This is a genomic window from Paraburkholderia sp. RHO2 (genome assembly GCF_050955445.1).
In the GTDB taxonomy this organism is placed as follows: domain Bacteria; phylum Actinomycetota; class Actinomycetes; order Mycobacteriales; family Mycobacteriaceae; genus Prescottella; species Prescottella agglutinans_A.
Genome location: NZ_CP162617.1, coordinates 3167066 through 3183931 on the forward strand (window position 1 = coordinate 3167066; position 16866 = coordinate 3183931).

The window sequence follows — 16866 nt, forward strand, 5'->3', positions numbered from 1 at the left end:
GCAGGTCGACGACGCGGTTGAGCCTATGCCCGCAGCGGGCTCGACCGCCGGCGGCGCTTCGGAATAGCTCCGCCGTCATCGGCGTTGAGGTGGCTGGATCGGTTGCGTTCCGTGTCCCCCGGGCTCACACCTTTGCCCTCGCAGAGTTCCGTATGGCTGGAGCTGCGTTGCACGTTTCACCGAGAGGCGACCGAACGCACCCGGTCCATCCTCATGCCCGCAGCGCGCTGCCTCGCAGGTGTCGGCGGCTGCGGCTATCGTGCGCGGTGTACCTGCGACGACGGGAGACACGACGTGTGTGGGCGGTATGCGAGCACCACGAACGACAAGGAACTGCGATCGCTGTTCGATGTGGTCGAATCGGTCGGCGCCGAGCTGCCGCCGTCGTACAACGTCGCCCCTACCCAACGGGTGCGCATCGTGCTCGAACGCGCGCCCCGCGATGAGCCGACAGCGGCCGCCGAGCGGCAGCTTCGGACAGTCAAGTGGGGTCTTTTACCGGATCAAGCCACCTCGGCGATCCGTCCTTCTCACTGCGTATGCGCTCGTCGAGTTTTCCTTCATAGCTGCGGCAGGCGGCGTTAAGTTAAGGCGGACGGAGTTGCCGGGTCGGTGTCGCAAAACACTTGCACAGCCAGGGCACGAAGAGCGGCAAACACCGAAATCTCTCCGAGCACTCCCTGATCTATTGCGGTTGAGAAAGCCAGTTGCCGTGGAAGCCTGCCGGGACACGTTGGGGTAAATGCACTTTCGCGATATCCTCAAGTGACTGCGCGTCAAGTATCGCCAGGTCGGTGGTGCTGTCGGCGAGATTGGTCACGAACCCTATGACAATCCCTTCGCCTTCCGGCGCTGAAGGTGATGACGGTACAAAGGTGAACTCCCCTACAGCGGAGTGTCCTCCGAAGTCTCGTTGAGCGGCAACACCGCTGGCCGAATTCGTTCGGAAGATCCGGTGCTCGCCGGAGACGTCGTCGGTGCCGCCTACGGCCCAACCATGCAGAAAGCGGCTCGTCGCGTATCTGTCGTCGATTCTCGGGAACTCGATGTGCTGGTCAGCGAGGTGTTCTCGCTGAACCTCACCCTGGTGCACGTCTATCCGCCAGCGCTCCAGTCGGGGAAGCCCCTCGGTCGGGCCGAGCAGATCGCTGTCGAAGACACGCTGGTGAACTACGAGGTCGATAACGATGAACCGCTCGTCGTTGTACGCGTTCATCGGGTGGAATACGTAGCACGGGTGGTCAAGTTCCACCCAGGTCATGGCGTCCGGGCCGCTCGCATCACGGGAAAGAACCCCAACACGAGCGGCATAGTTCTTGTTCCATCGATACGGGAAGCGCCCGGCCGGCACCCGCGGGACTCGGTTCATTACCGGTGGCGGGATTCTGATCCTGCCCACTACCGCGCTGAGTGCCAGCTGCGCGAGAGGCCGCAGAGGTCGGGGAACTCCGACACGGACCGCCGCACGAGGATCAAAGGTAACCGGCAGGTCATACACGACGACGTAGTCGCGGGTGAGCGAGAAGGCATGCATCATCGGGCTGCCCTGAACAGGAATCGCCATCTTGCGCAGCAGCTTCCCGTCCGGGCCGACGACGGTGTACTGCACGGTGTTGCCGCGACCGAAGTGGTAGGACACCGCATGGAGTTCACCGGTCTCCGGATCGAGCACCGGGTGACCCGTATACCCGCCTCGTATCGATCCGTCGAAGTCGCACACACCGACCGTCTCGAGATCCTCGGCCAGCTCCGCACACGCGGTTCCCCCCTCGACCAGGGCAAGAGTGCGTCCTTTGAAGCCGATGACATTTGTGTTCGCGGAAGGCCCGTGCAGTGCAGATCTGCCGCGCTCGTCAGGACTCCGTCGGTTCAACAGCTGGGAAGTCATCTCAGAATCGACCCAACGGTTGCGGTACCAGAGCGCGGCACCGTCGCTGAGACGTATGCCGTGCACCATCCCGTCACCGGTGAACCAGTTGTATTCGTCGGGCGCAACGTCCGCAATCGGATTGGGCCCGTTGCGCAAGTATCGTCCATCGAGCCAATCGGGGATTGTCCCTTCGACCTCGAGATTGTGTTCGACCAGTTCCTCTCGAACCGGCGCGTATCGATCCGCGACGAAACTCCCCATAGCTGTCTCCTCCCCCGGACATCTAGATGTGGATCGTCTCAGAGTGCGGTACCGGCGCTGGACGTTTTGTGAAGTTTCGTGTTTCCCGGTTTTGTGAAGGTCTCCAACGAAGACGCGCGCCGAACTCGACACAACGTGTCGTCAAGGAGTTGACGGGATTCCGAGGTCGGCCAAACCTGTCCGACTTCTTGCGGCCGAACGGTCGAGTGCTGCAAGCTTGCGCGCTGCGGCATCGAGGCTGGTCTCGAGTCCTTGAATTTCACCGAGCCATCCGTTCGCCCGCGCTTCGTCGATCCGGTCGCGGAGGTTGGCGATGATCGCGACGAGCCGTGGTCTGGCGCGCGGGCCGACACGGAGCATCGGGCAACGGATACAGGCGTGTTCGTGGTTGCAGGGCGATCCGTAGGGGCGGCCGCAGGTGCCGAGTTCGAGCTGTCGGGTAGCGAAATGCTGCTCGAACTCGGCCCACTCTGCATCGGCGGGTTCCCGGGTATTCGCTAGCTGGGCGCACCGCTCGACGGTGGTCGAGGTAGCGGCGGTAGGACTTGATCAGATCGTCTTGGAACACAGCCAGGTACGCCTGGGTGGTCGTGATGTTGGCGTGGCCGAGGATCCGGGCAGCCAGGTGGACGGGTAGTCCCCCCGGTAACGGTGTCGGTGGCAAACATTCGACGAAAGTCGTGCGCGGTCATGTGAAGTGGTGTTCCGTCACTACCGCGGATACCCGAGTGTTCGAGCGCCAGCCGTAAGAGCTGGTTGACGCTGCTGGGGCTGATGACGGCGTGCCGGTGGCATCTTCGGCGCTGGAACAGGAACGGCAGCGCCGCGCTTTCCTCACGCTCGTACTGGTCGACACGGATCAGGGACGGAACTGTTCCGTCGTTGTCGTCACGTAGGCGCGAGATGACGGTCGCGAGAACGCTGGCGAGTTCCGGGCTGACTAGAAGGACTCGTTCCTCGTTGCTCTTCGACGGGACGATCTGGAGTAGGGGAAGGTGTTCGCCTGTCTCCGGAAGCCGGTAGGTGACCAGGGCGAGCTGAGTGATTTCGACCAGTTCCTCGACTCTGACGCCCGTGTGTCGCAAGGCCTCGATGATCGCCCACGACCAGAACGCTTCGTCCTCGAGTCGGGTGAGGTCGTGCCATTCCCCGGTCGAGAGGTTCTCGACGATGACGACGGGATGTCGGCTGCGGCGCACTGCTCCCGCTGGGGGCTGGCCTCGGCGGAGGCGGCCACAGCGGCGATAGCGGGTGTTGCGGTGTTCGAACTCGGCGCCGGCCTCGGTGGCAAGGGCGAGGGCCAGCAGCTGCGCCAGATCGTTCCGGCGGTCGTCGGCTGCGTCTGACAGTTCCGCCAGGCGTGGCAGGCGTTCACGAACGCGTTGATGCATGCGCGCGGTCACGCGCTGCTTGTTCTTTGCGTAGCCGTCGGTGTCGGCGCGGCTGATCGGACATGGCACCGCCCATGGCGCCCAGGACGGGTCCTGAAGTGCCCACTGGCTGATGTCGAGGTAGAACGCGCGAATCGGAACAAAGACGCCGAGTTGGTCCAGCCGCGGTCTGGTGGTTCCGTCGGATCGGACGACTGTTCGGACCCGCTGCTTCCAGTCTTGTGCCACTTTCGCGGGCAGATCGATCGTGTCGATCCCCGGGTTGTGGGTTTCGATGTCCACCCAGAACTTTGCGAGGGTGCGCGCGAGGTTGTCGAACGACGCGTAGTCGAGGCCAGGGCGGCGCTCGGTCAGATAGCGGACGAAGACATCGCGGATCGGGCGGCAGGCGATCGGATAGCGGTCGACTATCTCGGCGGCGGTGAGCTGGCCTTTCATCCGCGCTACCGACAGCGGAACATCCGGGATGCGCGCGATGCCCCGCACCAGATCCCACGCCACATGCACACCCGAAGGCGGCTTGTTCTCGCTTCGGCTCCGATACGAGTCATGGAAGTCGAAGATGTCCTGCGGCTCGAGCGCGTCGAGATCGCGCCCGGTGTGCAGAACGACCGCCGCCAAGGCCACGAGCGCGATGCTGCGCTGGTACGGAGGAACACTCAATGCGGCCCCGTTGGCTTCTGCTTGCTCGAAGAGCTCGGGGCACCGTGCGATGCGCGTGCGCCTGTAGAGCTCCTTCGGGTTGTAGGCGCGTAAGAAGCGATGGCTGGGCCGCACGATGCGCGCCAATATGAGCGCGGAGACTCCCGCCTGAACGAGCACGCGGCGGTAGATCGGAGACCGCTTGCTGTTGCCTGCGTCCACCTGGTCGAACCAGTCGACGCCGTCGTTGCAGCCGGCAGCGTCCCAGCGCTCTTGCCATCCGCTGCCAGGATGTGCGGCGAGCCAACCCAGGACCGCTTTGGCACCCTTGAGCGCCTGTTTGTGCTGGGTATCGTTCCGCCGATCCCAATCGGCGGCTGCCGGTAAGAGAGCCAACACATCGGAGACGGTTGCCGAATCGTGCGGACCACTAGGGCGAAGACGCTGCTCGGCGGCATCATCGGCCCGCGCTCCGTCCGACTGCCGCAGCTCGACTGCTGTATCCATCTCAGACCTCCCGACCGAACAGAACTTTCAGATCCTCTGCTGCATAACCACTTTCCGGTGACGACAGGGACGGATTCCGAGCTCGCCTGCCAGCTAGGTGGTCCAGGACGCGGCGCGCAACTGTAAGGTCCTCCTCGTACAGATACGTTTGCGCAGTCGTTTCGAGGCTTCGATGGCCGAGGATCGTCTGAACGTCCCGCAAGGTCAGGTCGGGATCACGCGACATCCGTAGCGCGGCGGTGTGCCGCAGATCGTGCATCGACCAGTTGGTGCCGAGCCGAGCATTCACTCGACGGAACACGGCCCGCAGCGCCTCGTAGGTCATCGACCGGTGTTCGAGACCGGAGCCATGATCGCGGCGACGCAGTGTCACCCAAAGCGTGGAATCAGGACGACCTGGCGGGATCTCGCTGAGGTACAGGCGCATCCACACCAGCGCTTCCGGGCTGGTCGGCAGCCACTGTTCAGCTCTGCTGCCCTTGCGGACCACCCGAACGAGCTGCTCCCCCCAGTCGACGTCGACGTGCCGGATCCCCAGGAGCTCGGACGCTCTCGCGCCGGTCGCCACGGCGAGTGCCAGAAGCGCCCTGTCCCGGTTCGACCCCAATGTCGCGAATAGCTCGTTCCACCTCTCGTCGGAAAGGCTCCGAGGGTGTCTGCGGGGCACCTTCGGGTTGTAGCGCAACGCCTCGCCAGAGAACCCGCTCAGCGGATTGTGATGCGCGTTGCGCCGGCCTACCGTCTGGAACGGGTTGATCAGCGGTCCCTGGCCACGCCCAATCCAGTACTCGTAGAAGGCTCGAATGACCGCGTTCCCGTGCCGCACCGTTGCCGGCATGTACCGATCATCGAGGTACGCCTTCCGTGTGATCGGATTGACCGTCCCCGCGCTCGTCGCCGACACCGTCCTCGGATGGGTACGTGGCTTGCTCACCTGCCCAAGGAGGAGCACGAAGTCACGGGCATCGTCCGTCGTCACGCGATCCCACGCCCGACCCAGGACGACCAGCCACCGCCACCACCGCAACAGCGCGAACGCATAACTGCGAACGCTCAAGGGGCGGTTCCTGACGACGAAGTCGGACAGGAACTCCCGGATTGGCTCAACGGGCTCCCCTGTGTTATCGAGGACCACCCACGGCACGCATCCATCAGATGGAGCCACCCGCCCCCACCTCGGTAGTCCCGCAGGACACCCATCGCCGAACTGCACCACCCATCACCTTCCCCGTCGCTGAAGCCAGATCAGGTGTCTACCGCTCGCATCTTCATCCCACAGCCACACGCAGCGGCGTGTCGTGTCCTAGTCCGGTCAACAGGCTGGTCCCGGCGTGGTCGCGCGATCCGAAGATCGGATCCCGGTTGGTCAACGCGCGCTCGGAGACGATCACCGAGATTATCTGGCCCTAACCGAGCGCCGACGCGGTCGACAACCCATGCTGCCTGTAGGTTTCCAATCCTCCAGCAATGTACAGCGATTCGAGGGACGTAAGGTACGGCGTCAAACGTCTGAGGGTCGAGCTATCGACACGTGACCGTCAAGGTTGTAGTCGCTGACGATGGTTCCGCTCGCTGACTTGCCGCGGACCTGCCATCCCCACCAATAGGTACCGACGTGCTTACCCATGAGCGGTGCGTCCGCGGTGAAGGTTTTGAAATGACCACGGACACGGTGTTGCGCGACTGGACCATAAGAGGATTCGCCGAGTGCCCGGCCGGACGAAGCGGATCCAGGCAGACGAATGGTGTGATAGTCCAACCGGGCAGCCTTGCGGACGTTCTTACGCGACGATCGCGAACCGGCAGGCCTCTCGCGCAACACGACGACGTTCTTGCAGTTCATCAACCCGATTGCCGTCATCGTTACGCGCATCAGATTCAAGGCGATCTCGCGCTGCAGTTGATCTCGGGGAAACGGCAGCTTCTCATCGGCGGTGAGTTTGCGGCGGACACCGTTCGATGTCATCCAGACGTCAGCATTGGGGGTGCGATCAGGATTCTCACGGCTGACGTAGAAAGCTGCTTCGAATGCCGTCTTGATCAGCTTTCGTTCGGCCATGACCCAGAACTCGACATCCCGTTGAATGTACTGACTGCCTCCGACGTTCAGCTCGTGGCTCCGCAGGCGGCCGGCAAGTGAGGGCGCCATAGGCGCAATGCTCTCGAACTCGAGCCACATGTCGTCGAAGGGTGGCATTTGAGGTCCGTACCGGTGGGTATCCACTTTCGTGTCGGCTACTTCACTGTCGCCAAGGTCACCAGCCCAGATACGCACCGCATCCTTCAGTTGGACGCGTTCGTCGCGTGTGAGCATGCGCGTGGACTCGGTCGCCACATCGAAGTAGGTCGCCGACGGAGCCAGAAGCGCGTCGATTAGTTGCATTGGTCGTCTAGCCACCCAGATCCTGCCTTGGTCGGTGAGTTTCGCTGAGCCAGTGACTAGGTCAAGAAGTCATGCCGATCGATTGTAGAAAGCCGATCCGGTGTCATCTTCGAGGTAGTGGAACCCAATGACCTGCAGCGAAGAACGCAGCGCCGCCGCCATCCGTCGAGCCGCCTCGTGCAAAACATCTGGGCTAGTGGACAAGTCCGCGACCGGGACGTGACGGAACGCGTCGGCGATCACAGTCCACGACCCACCGACATACCTTTTCCCACAATGGGAGCCGCAGGATTTCCGATGGAGGAGACGCAACCGACTCCGGCGCCCGGTACTGCGCCGCCCAGTAAGCCAGCGAAACCCAGAACGGCTGACACGCGCTTAGCGTGCCCTCCATAAGCGCACGCACGTCCTTGGATCGTTGGTATGCGGCGTTGACCGCAGTCAGCTCCGCGCCGAGGGCGGACAGGACGTCGATGACTGAAGACGCTGACGGATACTGGTTCTCAGAGAGCCTGATCGCTCCCCATTCCGCGCGATGCTCGTCGAGGACGACGCTCGCTGTATCGAACAGATGGACATCGATCCACCCGGAAATCTTGTCGCGCCCGTACGCATCAAACCCGCTCCCCCTTTGGTGCATCACGACGTGCTGGGCTTCGTGCTTGATCGACCGATGCATCAACTCCACGCCAACCGATTTCGGGACCGGACGCCCGCGAGCGTCGATGTCGACGAGCCAGTTTCCATCGATGAGTACGTCGACTCTGCCATCAGACGTCGGCATCGTTCGCCCGCCGACCCTCCCGGACCCGCGCTCTGTTGTGTATAGGACCGATGGGTTTCGCCGCATCACGGCCTCAGCGAAGTCGACTGCTATCACCAAGGTCACTTCCCCGGGATGATCAACGAGATCCGCCAGCAGGGAGGCTAAATCGCGGAAGACGGCGCGAAGCGAACGAGCACTCGAGTCGTTCCACAACCAACTCGCAAGATCGGGGCGCCAACCGTCCAGCTCGATCGTGCACCTGTTCTCGGCCGCCGCCTCCGTCTTCATTCGAGGGATGCTAGCCAGTGCCTCCGATACTAAGTCGGCTCGAACACCGCGGTTGCGCCCTGATTCGAAAGTTGTCAATATTGATGTATGTCGATGCAAGATGGCCGGGGCGAAGGGCCCTGCTGCTCGCCGCTGATGCGGGAACCTCTGACCGAGGACTGGGCCGAGGATTTGGCTCTGATGTTCAAGGCGATCGGGGATCCGGTGCGTCTGCGGATGCTGAGCCTGATCGCGAGCCACGAGGGTGGGGAGTGCTGTGTCTGTGACATCTCGCCGGCGTTCGAGCTGTCGCAGCCGACGATCTCGCACCACCTGAAGGTGCTGCGTGAGGCCGGTCTGCTCGACTGCGAGCGCCGCGGCACCTGGGTGTACTACCGGGTGATTCCGTCCGCGCTCGCGCAGTTGTCTGCGGTGCTGTCCTCCGAATCTGGTGTCGTCGAGGGCTCGACCTGCGCGCCGGCCAACGCCGTTGTGGTGACGGAGGCGGCCCGGTGACCGAGACGACGACGCACCCGGCTGTCGTGGGCAAGCTCTCGACCCTGGACCGCCTGCTACCGGTGTGGATCGGCGTCGCGATGGTCGCCGGCCTCCTGCTGGGACGGATGATCCCAGGTCTCGGGGACGCTCTGAGCGCGGTCGAGATCGACGGCATCTCGTTGCCGATCGCGCTGGGCCTTTTGATCATGATGTATCCGGTGCTGGCGAAGGTTCGCTACGACCGCCTCGACACGGTCACCGGTGACCGCAAGCTGCTGCTCGGGTCTCTGCTACTGAACTGGGTCCTCGGGCCGGCCCTGATGTTCACCCTCGCCTGGGTCTTCCTCCCCGACCTGCCGGAGTACCGGACGGGTCTGATCATCGTGGGCCTGGCCCGCTGCATCGCGATGGTGATCATTTGGAACGACCTGGCCTGCGGTGACCGGGAAGCCGCCGCGGTGTTGGTGGCGATCAACTCGGTCTTCCAGGTGGTGATGTTCGCGGTCCTGGGCTGGTTCTACCTCTCGGTGCTGCCCGGCTGGCTGGGGCTCGAGCAGACCTCGATCGACACGTCGCCGTGGCAGATCGCGAAGTCGGTGCTGATCTTCCTGGGCATCCCGCTGCTCGCCGGGTTCCTGACCCGGCATTTCGGCGAGAAGGCGAAGGGTCGCACCTGGTACGAGCAGACGTTCCTGCCCCGGATCGGGCCGTGGGCGCTCTACGGGCTGCTGTTCACGATCGTGATCCTGTTCGCGCTGCAGGGCGACCAGATCACTTCGCAGCCGATGGATGTCGTGCGGATCGCGATCCCGCTGTTGGCGTACTTCGCGATCATGTGGGGCGGCGGCTACCTGCTCGGTGCCGGCATGGGGCTCGGCTACGAGCGCACGACGACGTTGGCGTTCACCGCGGCGGGCAACAACTTCGAGCTCGCGATCGCGGTGGCGATCGCCACGTACGGCGCCTCCTCCGGGCAGGCGCTGGCCGGGGTCGTCGGCCCGCTGATCGAGGTCCCGGTCCTCGTCGGCCTGGTCTACGTCTCCCTCGCCCTGCGCAAACGCTTCACACCACCCGCAACCACCGCCGCCCCGGCGGCAGTGAAGGAGTCCTGACATCGTGGCCACACCGTCCGTACTGTTCGTCTGCGTCCACAACGCCGGCCGCTCCCAGATGGCCGCCGGGTTCCTCGCCGCGCTGGCCGGTGACCGGATCGAGGTCCGATCCGCCGGCAGCGTGCCCGCCGACCAGGTGAACCCGGCTGCGGTGGAGGCGATGGCCGAGGTCGGCATCGACATCTCCACCCAATCCCCGAAGATCCTCACCGTCGACGCCGTGCAGGCGTCGGACGTGGTGATCACGATGGGCTGCGGCGACACGTGCCCGGTCTTCCCCGGCAAGTCCTACCGCGACTGGGTCCTCGACGACCCCGCCGGCCAGGGCATCGACGCGGTCCGCCCGATCCGCGACGCTATCCGCGCGAAGGTCGAGGCCCTGGTCGCCGAGCTGACCGCGCAGCCCGCCAAGCGGTGACCGGCGAATGTCGATGACGCCGAGCGTGGATGTGGTCGTGGTCGGCGGCGGGCAAGCGGGCCTGGCCGCCGGCTACTACCTGCGCCGGGCCGGGCACCGTTTCGTCATCCTCGACGACCGACCCGCCGCGGGCGGCGCGTGGCCGCGCATGTGGCCGTCGCTGCGACTGTTTTCCCCGTCGCAGTTCGCGGCCCTGCCGGGGTGGGCGATGCCACTGTGGCGCGACGGGTTCCCGCCCGCAAGTCATGTCGTCGACTACCTCACCGCCTACGAGCAGCGCTATGACCTGCCGATCGAGCGGCCGGTGCGGGTGCGCGCGGTCCGCCGCGAGAGCCGCGGCCTGTTGGTCGAGGCGGAGAATCGGATGTGGCGGGCCCGCAGGGTCATCAGCGCCACCGGAACCTGGCAGCGGCCGTTCTGGCCGATCTACCCCGGCGCCCGCACCTTCACCGGACGCCAACTGCACACCGTGGACTACCGCACCCCGGACGAGTTCGCCGGTGCGGACGTCGTGGTCGTCGGCGGCGGTAACTCGGCCGCCCAGCTCGTCGCGGAGATCTCCACCGTCGCATCGACCACCTGGGTGACCACGCGGCCGCCGCGGTTTCTGCCCGACGGCGTGGATGGCCGGGCTCTGTTCGAGGTCGCCTCCCAGCGCGCCGCAGCGCTGGCTGCGGGGAGGCCCGATCCGGGCGGTGTCGCCGCGCTCGGTGACATCGTGATGGTCCCGGAAGTCCTCGCCGCCCGCGAGCGCGGCGCCCTGACCGCGCAGCCGATGTTCGACCGCCTCACCCGAGACGGCATTGCCTGGGGCGAGCGCCGCCAGCACGCCGACGTCGTGTTGTGGGCCACCGGATTCCGGCCCGCCCTCGCCCACCTGCGCCCACTCCGCCTGCGTGGCCACGACGGCACCGTTCCCACTGCCGGCACCCGCGCTCTCAAGGAACCCCACCTGCATTTGCTCGGCTACGGCGACTGGACCGGCCCCGGATCGGCCACCATCCTCGGCGTCGGCCGCACCGCGAAATCCGCTGTCGCCGAACTCGACCTCGACGACTGACCCTCTCTTCCCGAAAGGACCCCTGCGATGGGCACACCCTCGGTGCTGTTCGTATGCGTAAAGAACGGCGGCAAGTCTCAGATGGCCGCCGGCCTGATGCGCGCCGCCGCCGGCGACACCGTCGACGTCCACTCCGCCGGCACGAATCCCGGCACCGCGATCAACGCGCTCGCGGCCGACGTGCTCCTCGAGGTCGGCGTCGACATCACCGGTGCGGCACCGAAGCCGATCGACCCCCAGTTGATTCGGGACGTCGACCTGGTCGTCACCCTCGGCCGCGAAGCCTCCGTCGACCCGGTTCCGGGCACTACGTTCGAGAACTGGGACACCGACGAGCCGTCCGAGCGCGGCATCGACGGCATCGCACGGATGCGGCTGGTCCGCGACGACATCGCCGCCCGCGTCACCGACCTCGCCGCCCGTCTGCACCCCTGAAACACCTGTGTCGGCCGCACCCGATGGGCGACCGACACAGGTTCTTGCGGTGTTCAGCAGCAGGAATTGCCGGCGGCGGCCGATTCCTTCTCGTCCGCCTGCTCGGCCGCGGGGGCTGCGGTGCCGCAGCACACGCCACCCTCGAAACCCTGCGGGCCATCGAGATGCTGCGGGCTCGAGCCGAAAGTGTCGGAGTCGGCGAGAACGGTGTAGACCTCCCACTTCTCCCCGGCCGGCCCGGTCACCCACACCTTGTCCTGGGTGGCGAAGCAACAGGTAGTGCCGATCTCCTCGTCGGTGAACAGCCCCTCGTCGGTCAGGCGCGCGATCTCCGAGTGAACCTTCTCCGACGACTCGACCTCCACCCCGAGATGATTGAGCGTCCCGCCCTTACCAGGATTCTCGAGCAACACCAGCTTGAGCGGCGGCTCGGCGATCGCGAAGTTCGCATACCCAGGCTTCAACTTGGCCGGCTCGGTGCCGAACAGCTTCGAGTAGAAGGTGACGGCCTCGTCCAGGTCGTCGACGTTGAGTGCGAGTTGAGCGCGTGACATGACAGCCTCCAGCTATGCGACATATATCGAATTTCTTTCTTCTGCAGACTGCCACGATTTCGACATAAGTCAAGATGGTTCGGTAGGATTGTTGCCATGCCGAAAGCCCTGCCGGTCATCGACGTCAGCGCGCCGATCTGTTGCGCGCCGGTCTCCGCCGCGCCTATAAGCGACGGCGACGCCCTGCGGCTGGCACTCCGGCTGAAGGCGCTCGCCGACCCAGTCCGGATCAAGCTGATGTCGATCCTGCTCACCGCCACCGACGGCGCCGTGTGCACCTGCGACCTCGCTACCGGCGTCCACCTGGCCGAGTCGACCGTCAGCCACCACCTCGGCCAACTCCGCAGGGCCGGCATGGTCGAGTCGGAGCGCCGCGGGATGAACGTCTATCACCGCGCGCAGAGCCAAGCCCTCGACGCACTCCGCATGGTGCTCGACCCCAACTGCTGCCGCTGATCACCCGAAGAAGCCAGGGAAGAGGCGACGCGGTTGTAACCGACGGTGAGATGTCAGTGGTGCCGCATACGCTCTCCGCCAGCTCGATCGCATCGTCTAACGGTAGGAGTGGGTCTAGAGTTCTGAGTCAGGAATCGCATTCATAATTATAGAATTGGCGAATGGCGCGTACCGGGCGGCCGAAGGCCGAGTTGACACTGTCCGACGATGAACGTGCCGCGTTGGAGGGGTGGGTCCGTCGTTCGTCGACCCCTCAAGCATGGGCGCTTCGGTGCCGGATCATCCTCGTGTGCGCGGAAGGTGTTTCGAACAAGGATGTGGCCGCTCGCCTCGGTTCGACGCCACATGCGGTGGGCCGGTGGCGGTCTCGCTTCCTCGAGCATCGGATCGCCGGCCTGGGTGACATGCCGCGGTCGGGCGGGCCACGGTCGGTGACCGACGCTCAGGTAGCCGACGTGGTGACCCGGACCCTTGAGAGTGCCCCGAAGAACGCGACGCACTGGTCGACGCGGTCGATGGCGCAGGAGATGGGCCTGTCGCAGTCGACGGTCTCACGGATCTGGCGCGCCTTCGGGCTGCAGCCTCATCGCATCGAGGGATTCAAGCTGTCGACCGATCCGTACTTCGTCGGCAAGGTCCACGACGTCGTGGGCCTGTACCTGGATCCGCCCGAACGAGCTCTGGTGTTCTGTGTCGACGAGAAGTCCCAGATTCAGGCGCGGGGTCGGTCGCAACCGGTGTTGCCGATGATGCCCGGCGTGCCGCAACGGACGACCTCCGACTACGTACGCGCCGGAACCACCACATTGTTCGCCGCCCTAGATGTGGCCTCTGGCAAGGTGATCGGCTCGCTGCACCGCCGTCACCGCGCCGACGAGTTCAAGAAGTTCCTCATCACTGTGGACAAGCGAACTCCGCCAAGTCTCGACATCCATCTGGTGCTCGACAACTACGCCACCCACAAAACTCCGGTGATCAGGACCTGGCTGCTGGCGCACCCCCGGTTCCACCTGCACTTCACCCCGACCGGGTCGTCCTGGCTCAATCTGGTCGAGCGCTGGTTCGCCGAGCTGACCAACAAACAGATCCGACGCGGGGTGCACAAGTCGATCCAGGCCTTGGAGAAGGACATTCGAGCATGGATCGCGCAATGGAACACCGATCCCAAGCCATACGTGTGGACCAAGCCCGCTGACGAGATCCTTGAACGCCTGGCCTCATATTTGAACAAAATTCCTGACTCGGAACACTAGCGCACAAGTGCGATGCCGACGCTGGGACTGCCGTCCGGGAGTCCGACGAGCGGGCTGTTCCACCACGTCTGCGGCGTCGCGTCGTAGGTCAGTCTTTCGTAGGGCTGCGGTGTTGCGGGTGGGCGTACATTGACCACAATCGGTTGCGCGCCTTGGTCGACGACGTGGAAGTGGTCCGGCGCGGCGGCGCCGACTCCGACGAACTTCGATGTCGGCGAGTTGGGGGCATCGATCTCGTAGACGCGCCGGTACTCAGTCGCGTAAACCGTGCCCATCTTCGTTGCGGAGACCGGCACCTCTCGAATGGCCTCGTAGATCGGGAATCCCGCGTTGCGGGCGGCGATCAGGGTCTGAGTGGTCATCCCCTGTGGGGCGGCGCTGTCGCCGGAGGCCAGGCTGGACGCTGCGACGGTGATCGGCGCCAACTGATCCGCATTCGGCGCGGCTACTGCGGGTGCGGCCCCACCCACGACCGCTGCTGCGGAAATGACTGCCGCGATGAGTAACTGCCCCACTCCACGTACATTCATGATGATCCCCCCTATTCGTGGTGACGTTGAGTGCAAGCCGATGCCGGCGCCACTCCCCGCCCTCTCCTTCGGGTCTCGTCGAGTTGCCCAATCTCGTTACCGACCCATTGTCGAAGTAGGCCGCGCGATTCTGCGGATGTGTCCTGTTCAGCGGCTGTCGCTCTAGAGTCCCCTGAGCCCGAGCAGCCGACTCGCGAGGCCAGCTGGTCGATCCCCTCGCCCCCGCAGTCGATCTACGAGCTCGGGCGTGTGGGGAGGGAACGAGTCGATGATCTCCGCGGGCCCGAACGCGATGGGTTCGCCTCGTTTCGCGCGGTCTCGAGCATCCGTCCAACCCGTGATGCGGAGATACCATCCCGCTTCCGCGACTAATGACGCGTCTGAGGTCAAGACCGCTTCGATCTCCACGACGCCGTCGCTGAGCGAGGCGACATCCTCGACCTTCCGCGATATCTCCACGATCCTCGCCGATGCATCGCTGTTCCAGACCGTCGCGTCGGCCCACCGCTTGCAGAGCTCGGCGTCCTTGCGTTCTCGGGCATCCTGACGCCACCAGAATGCGACGAGCCCCGCCACGATGAGCCCAGTGCAGCCCCAGAGAACGACCTCGAACATGCCCAGAGCATAGGGACTGGTGCGCCCGCCCCCGGAGAAGCGGGCGTCAGTGTGTCTCCCCGACGACGGGGCCACCGCCGTTCAAGCGCCTTCCGCGTCGGACAGCGTGGAACTGCCGCCGAGCAGGATCGTGCCGATCAGGTCGGGATCGTCGATCATCGGAACGTGTCCGATCCCGGGCAGGACCAGTATCCGTGCTTGCGGGAAGATCGCGCGTACCCGCCGCGCCTCGTACACCGGGTGAATCATGTCCCGTCGGCCCCACGCCACGGTGATCGGCACCGCCGCATCGACGACCGTCGGGAAGTCGAACGACGCCGTCGCCGCCTTGTCGACCAGGGTATTCGTGGCGAGCGAATGCGCGCTGATCACAGCATTCTCGTACGGCACCCGGCTGGGATGTCCGTAGAAGGGGGCAATGGACGGATAGCGAACAGCTTTGTACCGCAAAACTTTCGGAAGCCTCGGGCCCATCGACCGGGCGAGCGCACGCGGTATCCGAAACATGAGGGCGGCACGGACCTGATCGGCACGGTTGACCGCGAAGCCCGCCGGCGACAGCGCGGTGGCCGACGCAACCTCGCCGCGGGCCGCGAGGGCGAGCGCGAGCCAACCCCCGAGCGAGTTGCCGGCGATGTGCGAACGAACCCCCGACGGTGTCACCGATCGGACGAACTCGCCCAGTTCATCGAGGAGCCGACCCAACATATCCGGATCCTCCGCGAGGGCCGGGGACTCCCCGTGACTCGGAAGGTCGACGGTGACCACCCTGCGACAGGGCGTCAACTGGTCCAGCAACGCGTTCCAGACCTGCCGGCGATCGACGATCCCGTGCACGAGCACCAGGGTGGGCCCGGAACCTGCGATGTCATGGCGCAGTTCCATGTGTAAATGCTACGCCCGACACCTTATTCGGGCGGCTTGGCCGACGACGGTGCGACCTCACTTCCTCTCGGCCGACACCAGCCACCGGTGTCCCGGGCGCACCTGCCACAGCGCGGACCGTTCGGGGAGCGTCCGCCCGTACCGCGCGGCGAGTTCGTCGATCGAGACGGCGGCGGCGCGCCAGCCGTAGGAGTCGAACCAGGCCACCGGATCCGCGGGCCCGTTCGAGCGCAGCATCGCCAGCCAATCCTCCCGGTTGATCGGGCTGTCGTGGAACAGCGGCGCGTCGGTGATCGCGGCCGCGACATCGACGTTGGTGATCGTCGCTCCGATCGCGCTGCCGGGCGCGGACAGTTCGCCGACACGGGTCATCAGAGCGTCGACCGCGTCGTCCGGGAGATACATCAGCAGGCCCTCGAGAATCCACGCCGTCGGGACGTCCGGCAGGAAGCCCGCACCACGGACCGCCGCCGGCCAGTCGTCACGCAGGTCGATCGGCACGACCGCCCGCGTCGCCGCGGCGGGCACGGCGGCACCGAGGACTCCGGTCTTGAACGCCACCATGTCGGCGGTGTCGAGTTCGTAGACGGTCACGGGCCCCGGCCACGGCAAACGGAAGGCGCGCGTGTCGAGGCCGGCACCGAGCAGCACCACCTGGCCGCAGCCGGACGCCACCGCATCGACCACGAACTCGTCGAGGAACTTCGTCCGCGCCGCCACCCACGTCGTCAGTTCCTCGAGGCTGCCGCCGTCCAGCTCGTCGGTCGGCGGATGCCAGCCCGAACGGCGGACGAACTCGCCCGCCCACGGGTCGTCGATCAAGCGATCGTCCCGCCCGGTCTCCAGTGCGCGCGCCGCTGCGACGAACACTGCCGTCGTCCCCACTCCGCGAGGTTGATTCATGGCGGTACCTCCTCGACCCACCGTCGATTGTCCCCCGGTGACCGAGACCGCACCTCCTCG

19 protein-coding genes are annotated in these 16866 nt (G+C 65.3%); 9 read left to right on the forward strand and 10 right to left on the reverse strand.

Annotated features, from left to right (window positions below; translation table 11 throughout):
* The first annotated feature begins 213 nt into the window (after positions 1-213).
* Positions 214-585 carry an SOS response-associated peptidase family protein gene (locus ABTV10_RS14700; protein ID WP_499028043.1) on the forward strand — a complete coding sequence of 124 codons (372 nt, stop codon included), beginning with the start codon at positions 214-216 and terminating at the stop codon, positions 583-585.
* Between the two features lie 100 nt (positions 586-685).
* Here ABTV10_RS14700 and ABTV10_RS14705 read toward each other — a convergent pair whose 3' ends face one another.
* The gene (locus ABTV10_RS14705) at positions 686-2131 is read right to left on the reverse strand and encodes a carotenoid oxygenase family protein (RefSeq protein ID WP_499028044.1); all 1446 of its coding nucleotides are present in this window, start codon (positions 2129-2131) and stop codon (positions 686-688) included.
* 252 nt (positions 2132-2383) lie between these two features.
* Between ABTV10_RS14705 and ABTV10_RS14710 the strand changes: the two genes are divergently transcribed.
* The gene (locus ABTV10_RS14710) at positions 2384-2632 is read left to right on the forward strand and encodes a hypothetical protein (RefSeq protein ID WP_499028046.1); all 249 of its coding nucleotides are present in this window, start codon (positions 2384-2386) and stop codon (positions 2630-2632) included.
* Here ABTV10_RS14710 and ABTV10_RS14715 read toward each other — a convergent pair.
* The 4 genes from ABTV10_RS14715 to ABTV10_RS14730 all read right to left on the reverse strand — a co-directional run bounded on the left by ABTV10_RS14715 (position 2629) and on the right by ABTV10_RS14730 (position 8108).
* Positions 2629-4671 carry a site-specific integrase gene (locus ABTV10_RS14715; RefSeq protein WP_499028048.1) on the reverse strand — a complete coding sequence of 681 codons (2043 nt, stop codon included), beginning with the start codon at positions 4669-4671 and terminating at the stop codon, positions 2629-2631. The two genes, ABTV10_RS14710 and ABTV10_RS14715, sit on opposite strands and share 4 nt — an antisense overlap.
* Position 4672: 1 nt before the next feature.
* The gene (locus ABTV10_RS14720) at positions 4673-5815 is read right to left on the reverse strand and encodes a tyrosine-type recombinase/integrase (RefSeq protein ID WP_499028050.1); all 1143 of its coding nucleotides are present in this window, start codon (positions 5813-5815) and stop codon (positions 4673-4675) included.
* 357 nt (positions 5816-6172) lie between these two features.
* On the reverse strand, positions 6173-7054 hold the full coding sequence (locus ABTV10_RS14725) for a hypothetical protein (protein WP_499028052.1): 882 nt from the start codon (positions 7052-7054) through the stop codon (positions 6173-6175).
* A gap of 193 nt (positions 7055-7247) precedes the next feature.
* Entirely contained in the window at positions 7248-8108 is an 861-nt protein-coding gene (locus tag ABTV10_RS14730) for a hypothetical protein (RefSeq protein WP_499028054.1), read from the reverse strand.
* Positions 8109-8195: 87 nt separating this feature from the next.
* On the opposite strand from ABTV10_RS14730, the gene ABTV10_RS14735 reads away from it, so the two are divergent.
* Genes ABTV10_RS14735 through ABTV10_RS14755 form a run of 5 tightly spaced genes read left to right on the forward strand, consistent with a single transcriptional unit; the run spans position 8196 to position 11610 of the window.
* Positions 8196-8603: an ArsR/SmtB family transcription factor gene (locus ABTV10_RS14735; RefSeq protein ID WP_499028056.1), complete on the forward strand. Its 408-nt coding sequence runs from the start codon at positions 8196-8198 to the stop codon at positions 8601-8603.
* A complete protein-coding gene (arsB, locus tag ABTV10_RS14740; RefSeq protein ID WP_499028058.1) occupies positions 8600-9697 on the forward strand; it encodes an ACR3 family arsenite efflux transporter in 1098 nt (365 codons plus the stop codon). Before ABTV10_RS14735 ends, arsB begins: the two co-directional genes overlap by 4 nt.
* 4 nt (positions 9698-9701) lie before the next feature.
* Positions 9702-10115: an arsenate reductase ArsC gene (locus tag ABTV10_RS14745; RefSeq protein ID WP_499028060.1), complete on the forward strand. Its 414-nt coding sequence runs from the start codon at positions 9702-9704 to the stop codon at positions 10113-10115.
* 7 nt (positions 10116-10122) lie between these two features.
* On the forward strand, positions 10123-11175 hold the full coding sequence (locus ABTV10_RS14750; protein WP_499028062.1) for an ArsO family NAD(P)H-dependent flavin-containing monooxygenase: 1053 nt from the start codon (positions 10123-10125) through the stop codon (positions 11173-11175).
* Positions 11176-11202: 27 nt separating this feature from the next.
* The gene (locus tag ABTV10_RS14755; protein WP_499028064.1) at positions 11203-11610 is read left to right on the forward strand and encodes an arsenate-mycothiol transferase ArsC; all 408 of its coding nucleotides are present in this window, start codon (positions 11203-11205) and stop codon (positions 11608-11610) included.
* Positions 11611-11663: 53 nt separating this feature from the next.
* Here the strand turns inward: ABTV10_RS14755 and ABTV10_RS14760 are convergent, their stop codons facing one another.
* Positions 11664-12164 (reverse strand): ArsI/CadI family heavy metal resistance metalloenzyme, encoded by a 501-nt coding sequence (locus ABTV10_RS14760; protein ID WP_499028066.1) that lies wholly within the window; start codon positions 12162-12164, stop codon positions 11664-11666.
* 96 nt (positions 12165-12260) lie between these two features.
* On the opposite strand from ABTV10_RS14760, the gene ABTV10_RS14765 reads away from it, so the two are divergent.
* Both ABTV10_RS14765 and ABTV10_RS14770 read left to right on the forward strand, forming a co-directional pair.
* Positions 12261-12620 carry an Rv2640c family ArsR-like transcriptional regulator gene (locus tag ABTV10_RS14765; RefSeq protein ID WP_499028067.1) on the forward strand — a complete coding sequence of 120 codons (360 nt, stop codon included), beginning with the start codon at positions 12261-12263 and terminating at the stop codon, positions 12618-12620.
* 161 nt (positions 12621-12781) lie between these two features.
* Positions 12782-13873, forward strand: coding sequence for an IS630 family transposase (locus ABTV10_RS14770; RefSeq protein ID WP_499028069.1), 1092 nt, complete (start codon positions 12782-12784; stop codon positions 13871-13873).
* On the opposite strand, the gene ABTV10_RS14775 is transcribed toward ABTV10_RS14770, so the two are convergent.
* The 4 genes from ABTV10_RS14775 to ABTV10_RS14790 all read right to left on the reverse strand — a co-directional run bounded on the left by ABTV10_RS14775 (position 13870) and on the right by ABTV10_RS14790 (position 16806).
* Positions 13870-14403, reverse strand: a complete 534-nt coding sequence (locus ABTV10_RS14775) for a hypothetical protein (protein ID WP_499028071.1) — start codon at positions 14401-14403, stop codon at positions 13870-13872. The two genes, ABTV10_RS14770 and ABTV10_RS14775, sit on opposite strands and share 4 nt — an antisense overlap.
* A 162-nt stretch (positions 14404-14565) precedes the next feature.
* A complete protein-coding gene (locus ABTV10_RS14780) occupies positions 14566-15018 on the reverse strand; it encodes a hypothetical protein (protein WP_499028073.1) in 453 nt (150 codons plus the stop codon).
* Positions 15019-15099: 81 nt separating this feature from the next.
* Positions 15100-15903, reverse strand: coding sequence for an alpha/beta fold hydrolase (locus ABTV10_RS14785; protein ID WP_499028075.1), 804 nt, complete (start codon positions 15901-15903; stop codon positions 15100-15102).
* A gap of 57 nt (positions 15904-15960) precedes the next feature.
* Positions 15961-16806, reverse strand: coding sequence for an SAM-dependent methyltransferase (locus tag ABTV10_RS14790; protein ID WP_499028077.1), 846 nt, complete (start codon positions 16804-16806; stop codon positions 15961-15963).
* Positions 16807-16866: the final 60 nt, after the last annotated feature.